Raw genomic sequence first — 11,011 nt, 5'->3', positions numbered from 1 at the left:
TCAGGGCACTGAATTCAGTGCCCTATTCGCATTAGTCAATCAAGATAGATTAATGCACTTGAGCACCACTAAGAAGTTTATAGATTGTATCAGGAGTATAGCTACCGTCCTGATAATAAATAGTCCAATCCGTGATATGGTCACGCGTTAGAGGATAAACGCCTCCCTCTTCCATGGTTTCTACGTAAAATGGGTGGTTAATCAAGCGGCCTTCAAATTGGCCACCGTTCCATGTCAATGGCTCAAACCACATATGTTCGTGTCCCTCGTCGCCATCTTCATCTTGATAACTAATGCCGCATTTGACCAGGAAGCGCCACTCTGACTCGTCCTCTTCCTCCGATTTTCCGAGTAGCTTCGCAAATAACCCTTTTTTCGGTGCGACCGGTTTTGGACCATAGTTATCTAACATATGGGTGAAATATTCCCAACGCAGTCTGGCTTTGCTAGACATATCCGCCGTTTCTTCATCGGTACGCATAAACATCATCGCATTTTGGTCTTCAAACCCTTCGAAGAAACTTTCCAATGTTGGGTTTTCTTGAGTAACACGGAATAACATTACGGACGGATGCTGGTGAGATTCGTCACGATCGTGCCAATCCCCCATAAAGCGCTCAGAGCTCATATCTCCAAACTCGAAGTTCATCTCTTCCAGTGGTTTTAAATTATCAATCGGTGTGGAAGTACCTACATGAAGGAGACCTTCTTCAAAAGGCACCGCCACTAAATACTCATAGCCGGTTTGTGTTTGCCCAATGAAAATCGGTTCATTAAAATCGATTTTTCCGTTGGTAATGCTGTTGTTCACAAAGCTCCAGAACAACTCAGGGATCCCATAATAAGACGCAATCGGGTGTGGAATAATAATTTCCGCTTCCGATAAACCGCAACGCGCTAAACCATGAGTATGGAACCAATATTTGGTTGGCGCGGAATCTTCTGAGTTTTCATCGTGATCGTAAATGGCATGTACCACATACAGAGAATCAATGCTTGGCATTAAATCGTCGATTAACTGGAAGTTAAGCCATTCACGGGTAAAGACTTTACCTGCGGCAGAAATATCCAAGCCCAATAATAAATCAGGCACTAAAATTTGGATAATTTTAAGCTGCTGTAAGTAGCTCACCAAAGGCTTTTCTTGGAATAGGCATTCAACCACCACCGCTTGTGGCGCATTGCTTGCTTCGGCATACAGCTCTTGGCTGATTGGGTCTGTCGCGAAATACGGGTTAATAGTGTATTCAGGGTCGCTTTCCACAAGCGAAATGTAAAAACGTAACTCTTCTTCGCCACGTTTGCAGGTAAAGAAGAAACCGCCGCCTTCTTCATCAGGCAGGTAGTCGATTTCCCCTTCAGTAAAATAGGTTTGCTCTTCCAGACGCTGTTCAAGTTGTAGGGAGGTCAGCTCTGACGCAGGGATTGCCACCATCATCGAGGCTTCTTTTTCCCCGTTTCCAGCAGCAATATCAAGGTATTGTTGTTTATTGTTCACTATTTTGCCCTGTTATTTATTATCTTATCGGAGGATATCAGCTTATATTCGGTAAGAATATTGTGATTATTCTTAACCCAGTCAGATAGGCGTTTAATCTCTCATATTTAAACTAGGAGCACCAATCATCATTATTTGATGCGACGTAATTCCACTTTTCATCCCGTATTCACTAGGGCACAATGAGAATCAGCATCACCCATATTGTTGGTGGGTGAAATAATCCTTTCTTATATATAGGTTTTGAAAATAGAGGTTTTACAACATGGCTGATTTATCTGAGAAGCAAAAAGAATATATTGATGACCTCGCGATGCAGCGCGTTTTTGATATGAATAATGATGATGTCTTAATTAATGCGCTGGAACAAAAAATCCACAACATGGAAGCGCATTTAAAAGACTACTTCCATGAGCGTGTTCAGTTTCATCAGAAAAACAGCAAATAATACTGTTCTTATCCTAATGTGTGCTGAAATACCCAGAGTTTCAGCACTCTCTTTAACGCCGCAATAACACCTTCCTAATATTTTAATCACGTCTATTATATTGATAACAATACGCATTCATAGGTAGCGAAATATCATTAAAATAGCATCATGAGCCATATTATCAATTGTCATATATGCTAAACTTTTGTCGATAACTGTAAGTTAATTAATTTATTATTTCCTTCATTCTATTCTACTAATCATTGAGTCCATTATGACACGCATTCAATACAGCGCAGCGCTGCTGCTTTCCTCTTGTCTGGTTGTCCCTGCCAGCTTTGCCGATAGTGACACGCCACTATTTTCATTAAGCATGAGTGAATCTGGAGTCCCTAAAGCGAATAACGAAGGCGGCGTAACGCGTTCATCCACAACTGAATCCCGTGTATTGCCTATTTGGGGAGATGAAGCACGCGCTCAAGGCTACGACTTACCACAGCCTTTTGGTGCTAGCTATGGCTATATGAATCTGCGTCAGGATATTGTTGTTGATAGCATTGGATTTAAATTTACATCCCCTGATTGGCAAGGAATGCAAGATGCCATCAAAATAGAGCCGGGGCATACTCGCGAAAAAAATGAAACGCATACATTGAAATTAGATGCATGGGTTCTGCCATTTATGAATATGTATGGTGTGTATGGGAAAACAAAAGGCACATCAAAAACAAACTTAAATAATGTCAGTCTCCCTTTATTCCCTGGTTTTCCTGCACAGTCTTTAGGTAAAGATATTCCTTTTGAATTAGATTTTGAAGGTAAAACTTATGGTGGCGGTGTCACGTTCGCTGGGGCGTACAATCAGTTTTTTGGTACACTAGATATGAACTACACTCGTACTAACCTCGATATTCTCGATGGAGATATTACCGCGTTTGTAGTCACGCCTCGCGTTGGTTATGAATTCGTTTTTGAACCTTTAATTGCAGGTCAAGGGAATACCAAAATTCAAGTCTGGACGGGTGCCATGTACCAAGATATTACCCAGCGCTTTAAAGGCGATGTCAGTAAACTGAACATGCCACCTGAACTAGCAGGCATGGTAAATGGTATATCTGAATATACGGATATAAAATTCGACGTTAAACAACACCTTGCCCATAAATGGAACAATACCGTCGGTGCTCGCGTTGAATTAACCCGCAACTTTAATGTCCTTACCGAAGTGGGCTTTAATAACCGTAATAGCTTCTTTATTTCAGGCGAGTTCCGTTTTTAATGTTGCCACAGAAATACCTGCGTAGGCTGACACTGCTCAGCCTTATCATTGCCTTCTCCTCGCAAGCGCAAATCCTTCCTGAACGTGAGCAAATTGATGGTTGGCTCAGCGAGCTTGGGGGCGAAAACAGCTTTGATGAATCCAAAACTATCGACTGGGGTGTTTTACCGGGGCCTTTTTATACCCCCGAAATGGGGTTAGGTGTCGGAACCGCTTTAGTGGGCTTGTATCGTCTCGACAAACAAGACACCAAAACTCAGCCCTCTTCGATTGGGTTAAGTGGTTTTGCATCATCCACAGGTGCTTTTGGACTAAACTTCACTAACTACAACTTTGTAGATAGTGACCAATGGCGACTGTTTGTCTCCGGCACTATTAATAATGTTCCGACGTATTATTGGGGCAAAGGATACGCTGCGGGTAAAAAAGAGAGTAATAAAGAAAAATATCATTCTCAAGAGTTCAAAATCACCCCAAGGGCTTTATATAAGCTAACCGATGCCACCTATGTGGGACTGGGATGGAATTTTTCGTCGATCAATGCCAGCGACCCCGATGAAGGGGCAAAAGCTTACTTTTCGCAGTCCGTTGGCGGGCGTTCGGTGATCAGTTCAGGTGTTAGCGCCTATTATAGCTATGATACCCGAGACTTTTTGCCCAACGCGCATCATGGGCAAACTCTCGAAGTCATCTATACCTATTTTTCACCGAACCTTGGTAGTGATACCCGTTTTCAAGCGACCCAGTTACAGTATGCCTATTACCATGAGCTCACAGAAAAAACTGTCGTAGCAGTTGATAACTATGCCCGTTTTACCACGGGAGATGTGCCATGGAACCAGCTTTCTTTATTAGGTAACAGTAACCGCATGCGGGGTTACTATGAAGGGCGCTATCGGGACAACAATATTTTTACGAGTCAAATCGAGTTGCGCCATAAATTAGACTGGCGGCACGGGGTTGTTGGCTGGTTAGGCACAGGGACCATGAGCGATTCACCCTCTGAATTAGGTGCTGGACACTGGCTGCCAAGTGCAGGAGTGGGCTATCGTTTTGAATTTAAGCCTCGCATGAATGTGAGACTGGATTTTGGTGTCGGTCGTAACAGTACGGGTGTCTATTTCCAAGTTGGTGAGTCTTTCTAATGTTTAAGCTGCTAATAACTTCATGTTTTTTATTTATGCTCGTCGCCTGCCAAACTCGCGAAGAACTGAACTTACCTGCGGCGAATCTTAATCTAGATACGACTTCTAACGAGGAAGCATCCCAAGCGTGGCCTATTCTGCAAGATCTCAAAGCCCCTCAAGGACTCCGAGCATGCTGCGCTTTTGGCTATGACCTGCAAGCAGAAGTGGCAGGTATCCCCGTTCCTTTCTATACCATCGACAACATTGTGGAAGCCGATAATCTCGGCGAGCACCATTATAATGATAGCTACTTGGCTGCCACCGAAGGTCTAATGGGGATCAGTGACGAAAAAGTGGGGATTATCTACACCACAGATGGCGGGTTTATTGATATTGCCCATGTTCGAGATACCGCCGACTACACGTTGTATCTCTTTAGCCAGATTTACCCAAAGCTTGGTGAAGAGTGGACATTGACTCTCAGTGATGAACTCGCGAGCAGACAAATCCATTTTTCCGCCTTTACACCACCCGCATCCCCCGCAGAGCGCTACACCTTAAGTACCTATCTAGCGGCCAAACTCGCATTTCAGTTAGCCGCTTGGCATGAAATTGCACAATGGTATGGTTATCAATCGGTTCCCGGTTTTTCTGAGGGGATATCCGCCTTCTCTCCCGAGGATTTATATTCCAACTTAGTGGGTGCAAGGCTAGCAAGTTCGCTGATTTTACAAGGTCGTGCTGAGTCACTTGCGATATTCTCACAATCGCTCGAAGCACTGCTTCCTATTGCATTACATCAACTTGGGGCTCAAGAAAAACCCTTAACTCGCCATGAATTTAACAAAATTGATGGGCTTTGGTGGAATAGTTCGAAGCGTGTTCCAGATAAATTTTTAGTGCTCACGCGCGATTATGACACCACCGATAATCGCTATCCATTTTTACCTACTCAAGCTGTATCAACTTTAGGGCTAAAACTCAGTTTGCCATCGGAATATGCAGGGTTTACGTTATCCTCTCTCGCACAGTTTCGCTTAGTCCCCACCGATCATATGGCACAACTTCCTATTCCAGAAACATATTGGACAGTTGATGATTTCAAACGGCTCGCTGAGAATGCAAAAATTGAAGATCAGAAACAGCAAACTGTGCCATTCAACGACTAAAAAGGTCGTCGATCAATAGTAATATTTAGCGGAGACAAAAGGTCAAAAAACGGCCTTTTTTTTGACCTTTTCACACATTGAAAGTCGATTTAGATTCTGTATTTTTAACAACCAATACCTCTCATAAAATGCGAAACACCCCATTTTGTTTAAAATTTAGACCATTGATTGATTATTTTTTACACACAATAACCCTACAATACACCTGATAATTGTTTGAAAACCAATCAAATTTAGCTTAAATCAGATGATTGCGATCTGAAATCAAAAACAAAAACTGATAAATACAGTATTGAAAATATAAATAATGCAATTATATATAACCTAAAATCATTGAGTTAAAATAAATCAACACTTAATGACATACTAATACAGAAATTTAGTTAATGTGAGTCGGATAAAGGTAGCTCGTGAAAAATTATTCTGCTACCATTCGCTCGATTTTTGTTCAGAGAAACATAGGAGAAGCAAATGCCCTCTCGAACGATGAGGACAAACGCCGTCTTCGCTTTCTTATTTTTACTTTTGTTTTCGGGCCTCAGTTTTGGCTCCACCAGTACCAGTACGATGCTTAAAAAAGACTTCACACTGAAGTCGGCACAAAACTCAAATCAAGCAGAAACACCACTGCCTGATATGCGTAAATACCCGTCTGGTACTCCACGTAAGAAAGCGTTTTTGAAAACGATTGTCCCGGTGATTGAAAAAGTCAATCAACAGATTATGGAAGAGCGTAACTGGCTGCTTTCCGTGCGCACAAACACCAAATGGAGCGCCCAAGAGCTACGTCGCCTAACCCAAATCTGCGATAGTTATGGCATCAGTTGCAGCAACCCAAAACGTATTAATTGGGATAAGCTGTTAAGTCGTGTAGACATCATGCCAACACATTTAGTTGCGACACAAGCGGCTACAGAGTCTGGTTGGGGTACTTCTCAGCTTGCTCTACAAAACGGAAATTTATTTGGTATGCGCTGTGGTAGCGGTTGCCAAGTTAGCAAAGGAAAGATCAAAGGCTACTCAGCTTACGCTTCTGTTGAAGCAACAGTGACTGCCTATATGAAGAACATGAATACCCATAACGCGTATGAGTCTTTACGTCACTCGCGTGCTAAACAGCGTCAATCACAAGATGAGTTAGACTCCGTCAAGCTGATTAACGATATGAAAGGGTACTCAGAGTTAGGTTCATCATATAACCGCTATTTGAAAGAGATGTACGCGAGCAACGAAGAATTGATTACACAAGCTCAACAAAGAGCAGCGACTCGCAGCTAATTTTAGTATCTACACACCAGGTACACAGTATAAAAATCCACTTTTTCGAAAGTGGATTTTTTTTGCACTTATTCCCATCCACTCGAAATATGACAACCCACCCCACCGCGGCTATACTTCTTAGACTTTGAGTCTTACATAACTCATTTTTCCCTATCCCCGATTTACTCTAAATAATTTGGATTTTAGGTAGGCGGCAAGAGAAGATATCCCTAGGAGCATACATAAGTATGTGACTAGGGTAGCTGAGCGTAGCCAACACCCCTAAAATTCGAAGTATGACGAGTAAATTGAAATATGATGAAATTCCGATTGCATAGGGAAAAAGAATAAATATTATGGTCACCCATAACAAATAACACCTGAGTCTAATATGAATTTCTTCTCATTTGAGTTTCTTGGCTCTTTTTTAGTTTTTTTTCTTATTTATTGGGGCTGCCAACCCAGCTCTAAATTGCAAAATGGGTTGCTCATCACAGCAAGTTATTTCTTTGTCTACTCATTTAGCCCTGACTTTGCCTATATTCTGTTTGGCTACACGTTATTTATCTATTTGCTCACCAACTGGGCAACGGTTTGGTTATCTAACCGATGGGTATATTCGTTATTAGCTGTCGGGATCATTGGCTGCTTTACTGCATTTAAATATTATTCTTTCTTCCAAGAAACTATTCAGCAAACCCTCGATAAGTTTGGATTTAGCGTTGGACTGCCTGTGCTGGAACTGCTGGCACCGTTGGGGCTCTCTTTCTACGCCTTCCACTCCGTTAGCTATACCGTTTCGGTGTGTCGCAAAGAAATTGAAAAAGCCGACTTTTTTGACGTTGTATTATATTTGGCTTTTTTCCCAAGTATCGTGGCGGGTCCAATTAACCGTGCGAAAAACTTTTTACCGCAAATCCAAGCGGAAAGCCGCGTTATTCTCGACTCTCGCCGCGCCATTTTGTTAATTAGCTTAGCACTGGTAAAACTGTTTCTATTCAGCTCTTACCTTGCTGAAAACTACGTTAATCCGGTATTTGATGCTCCCGCAGGCTTTAGTGCAGGGGAAATATTAATTGCCACCTACGCTTACGCGTGGAATATCTATTTTAACTTCTCCGGTTATACCAACTTAGTCACGGGAATTGCATTGCTATTAGGTTTTAGAGTGCCACTTAACTTTAATGCCCCATATTTAGCCACCAACTTGCAAGATTTCTGGAAACGTTGGCATATCAGTTTATCGACCTTCATCATGGACTATATCTATATTCCATTGGGCGGCAGTCGCAAAGGATTTGTGCGCAAAAATATCAACGTATTAACCGCAATGTTAATTTCAGGTCTGTGGCACGGCGCGGCAATGACGTTTGTTATCTGGGGCGCTATCCATGGCTTAGGAACGGTAATTTTTAATATTAAAACTGAGCTAATGAAAAAACTGGGGAGAACCCATTTAATTCCCAATGCACACGTTTCAAAATTACTTGCACGAATTCTGACTTTCCATTTTGTCTGCTTTGCATGGATTTTCTTCCGTAGCCCGTCGTTTGATGATGCGCTGGTGATGCTTAATCAATTTATTGAACCTGGATTTATCGCCTCAATTAGCGCGAACCTCGGATTGCTGATCGCATTCTGGTTACTGTTCCTCGCCTACCCTTATTTTGTTCAAGGCTATCAGTATGTAGCCAAGAAATATCAAGATATCGCTTGGTACTATTACCCAATCCCATTAGCCATCGTGTTGACGATTATGTTTATGCTTTCACCTTCGGGAATGCCAGGATTTATCTATGCTAACTTCTGAGTTTAAAAATAACCTGAAAAAAACCGGGCAAGTGGTGCTGATTGTCATCATCACGGGCTTGCTACTGATTTGGTTAAACCAAAGCTCCTTAGAGCGGTTCTGGCAGCAAAAGTATCACCAAGATACCCCATGGGCGAAAATCAGCGGAAACCCTGTCTGGGATTACGGGAGCGCGTTACATGATGGTGTCCAAGAAGCGGGGGCAACTTTTGCCTATCACGCGTCTGGGCAAAAGGCTGCCGAAGATAAACTTGCTGCCCAAATGGCCGCTAACCACGAAGCGTTAGTTTTCCCGCAAGATTTCCGTGTCGGGCTACACTTTGTTAATGGTTATATTCATCCCGCAGAGAGCTTATCGGTCACGTTCCCTGAGTTATTAAAACGCCCTCAAGCTCGCGCTAAAATTCCGGGACGAACGTTTGCTGGCGTGACTATTGCACAACCTGAAGGGCCTGTCGTTCAAAAACAGATAGCCAATATTGCTGCGGGGGATCAGGTATTATTTGCAGGGGACTCCATGATGCAGGGCGTCGCTCCCCATGTTAAAAATATGCTGTTGAAAAAGTATAATATTGAGAGTATTAACTTAAGTAAGCAGAGTACGGGTCTCGCGTACCCTAAGTTTTTTAACTGGCCAGATACCATTGCCAAAGCATTGAACGATAACCCGAACATTAAAGTCTTAGTGGTATTTTTAGGGCCTAATGACCCGTGGGATATGCCACCACAATCGGGCTATAAGTATGTGAAATTCAAGAGTGAAGAGTGGGAACAAACCTATCGCTCGCGTATCAGTGAAATTCTCACCACCGCACGCCAACATAATGTCGATGTGATTTGGGTGGGTCCACCGAATATGCGTAAAAACACCCTTTCCGATGGTATGAAATTCCTTCGTGGTCTTTACCAGACTGAAGTCGCGAAATATGGCGAAATGTACATTTCTGCCAATGACGTCTTTAAATATAAAAATGACGACTATTCCGACTATATTGGGGATGGTAGCAATGCTATAAAATTGCGCAGTGGTGATGGGATCCATTTCAGTGGAAAAGGGCAGCAAATGATTGCCGAAAGCGTATTTTCACTGATCCATTTCGAAGAGGAAGACAAGGAACCTCATGAAACTGAACAACCAGAATCAGGTCAAGAGCAAGCTACTCACAGCTAGTGTCATTACACTGCTGTCATTAGGCTTAGTCTCTTGTCAAACCCCTGATACTAAACGCGGCAAAACGTCGCAAACTCAGTGGCAAGCGCCTACAGAGCAAGGGCAGTTAGTCAATAACAGCGAACCAAACTTAAGCCAATTGGCATCTAAGCTGCGCCAAGGTGGTCAACAAGTCCATATCGTCCAGATAGGGGATTCACATACGGCTGCAGATTTTTTCACGGGTGAATTAAGAGCATTGTTCCAACAACGCTATGGAGATGCAGGCCCTGGTTTTGTACCGCCAATTTCGGTACCGGGTCAACGCACTGCCACCATTAATCGCGTCAGTGATAAGTCGGATTGGTCACTTTCCAGTAGCCGTAAAGACGAGCGTTTTGACTACCCGTTAGGTGGATTGATAGCTGAGCCACAAGGTAGCAAAAGCAATGTTTTATTAAAGCCATTGCAACCTGTTCAAAATAGTTATCGCTTACAAGCACTGTACCAAAGCTCGAATGGTGCCCAGATGCAGGTTTCGCCATCATCATCTTCGACGGTTGCCTTACCTGCCACGGGAAATAGCTGGCAATTTTCAGCACCAGTGAGCACTCAGTTGCCATCAACCGTGTCAGTTGGTGCGGCAAGTAACCTCAAAGTGGGTGGATGGTTAGTCCGTTCGAATAAACCCGGCGTGATGTTATCCGCCATCGGTTTGAACGGCGCGACCATCAACATGCTGGATAAGTGGCAACCACAGTGGAGCGCCACGCTGGCACAAATGTCGCCGGATATGGTGATTTTAGCCTTCGGCACTAACGAAGCATTTAATGACACCCTGAATTTGGCGGCTTACGAGCAAAACCTACGGGATAAAATTCGCCAGATCCGCCAGCAGTCGCCTAATGCGGTGATTATGCTAGTGGGACCAAGCGACTCAATTAAATTCAGTAATGCGGCGGGTTGTAGCGCACAGATGCCGGTAAATTTGATGGATGTGATCCGCATTCAGAAAAACATTGCTGCTCAGGAACATACGCTGTTTTGGGATTGGCAAGCTAACATGGGCGGGCCTTGTTCTATCCGCGCATGGGCATCACAAGGTTTAGCCCGTCCTGATAATGTGCATTTCTCTGCGGATGGTTATAAGAAAAGCGCCCAAGCTCTGTATAGCCAGTTTAATCAGATGCTGAAATAAACCTATTTCGTTATCTTCACATACAAAAAAGTCAGCTTACCGAAGTAAGCTGACTTTTGTTTTTTACAGAAGAGATAGAGAGAAATCAGT

Annotated in this window: 9 protein-coding genes; 8 read left to right on the top strand and 1 reads right to left on the bottom strand. The window is 43.2% G+C overall.

Annotated features, from left to right (window positions below):
- Positions 1-49 precede the first annotated feature (49 nt).
- Positions 50-1,498 carry a DUF4026 domain-containing protein gene (locus PR799_RS12805; protein WP_272522296.1) on the bottom strand — a complete coding sequence of 483 codons (1,449 nt, stop codon included), beginning with the start codon at positions 1,496-1,498 and terminating at the stop codon, positions 50-52.
- A gap of 265 nt (positions 1,499-1,763) precedes the next feature.
- Between PR799_RS12805 and PR799_RS12800 the strand changes: the two genes are divergently transcribed.
- The 8 genes from PR799_RS12800 (at position 1,764) to PR799_RS12765 (ending at position 10,921) form a co-directional block, all read left to right on the top strand.
- A complete protein-coding gene (locus tag PR799_RS12800; RefSeq protein WP_154602027.1) occupies positions 1,764-1,946 on the top strand; it encodes a hypothetical protein in 183 nt (60 codons plus the stop codon).
- Between the two features lie 256 nt (positions 1,947-2,202).
- Entirely contained in the window at positions 2,203-3,207 is a 1,005-nt protein-coding gene (locus PR799_RS12795) for a hypothetical protein (protein ID WP_272522295.1), read from the top strand.
- Complete coding sequence (locus PR799_RS12790) at positions 3,207-4,352, top strand: BamA/TamA family outer membrane protein (RefSeq protein WP_272522293.1); 1,146 nt, start codon at positions 3,207-3,209, stop codon at positions 4,350-4,352. The genes PR799_RS12795 and PR799_RS12790 overlap by 1 nt, the downstream gene beginning before the upstream one ends.
- Positions 4,352-5,503, top strand: coding sequence for a DUF4056 domain-containing protein (locus tag PR799_RS12785; protein WP_272522292.1), 1,152 nt, complete (start codon positions 4,352-4,354; stop codon positions 5,501-5,503). Before PR799_RS12790 ends, PR799_RS12785 begins: the two co-directional genes overlap by 1 nt.
- A gap of 471 nt (positions 5,504-5,974) precedes the next feature.
- A complete protein-coding gene (locus tag PR799_RS12780; RefSeq protein WP_154627237.1) occupies positions 5,975-6,781 on the top strand; it encodes a protein bax in 807 nt (268 codons plus the stop codon).
- 373 nt (positions 6,782-7,154) lie between these two features.
- Complete coding sequence (locus tag PR799_RS12775; RefSeq protein WP_154627236.1) at positions 7,155-8,573, top strand: MBOAT family O-acyltransferase; 1,419 nt, start codon at positions 7,155-7,157, stop codon at positions 8,571-8,573.
- Positions 8,560-9,744, top strand: coding sequence for an SGNH/GDSL hydrolase family protein (locus tag PR799_RS12770; RefSeq protein WP_154627235.1), 1,185 nt, complete (start codon positions 8,560-8,562; stop codon positions 9,742-9,744). The genes PR799_RS12775 and PR799_RS12770 overlap by 14 nt, the downstream gene beginning before the upstream one ends.
- Positions 9,695-10,921 (top strand): SGNH/GDSL hydrolase family protein, encoded by a 1,227-nt coding sequence (locus PR799_RS12765; RefSeq protein ID WP_272522289.1) that lies wholly within the window; start codon positions 9,695-9,697, stop codon positions 10,919-10,921. The genes PR799_RS12770 and PR799_RS12765 overlap by 50 nt, the downstream gene beginning before the upstream one ends.
- Positions 10,922-11,011: the final 90 nt, after the last annotated feature.

It is taken from the genome of Providencia sp. PROV202 (genome assembly GCF_028479565.1).
Taxonomy (GTDB): domain Bacteria; phylum Pseudomonadota; class Gammaproteobacteria; order Enterobacterales; family Enterobacteriaceae; genus Providencia; species Providencia zhijiangensis.
This window is presented reverse-complemented; position numbering and strand designations above follow the sequence as displayed.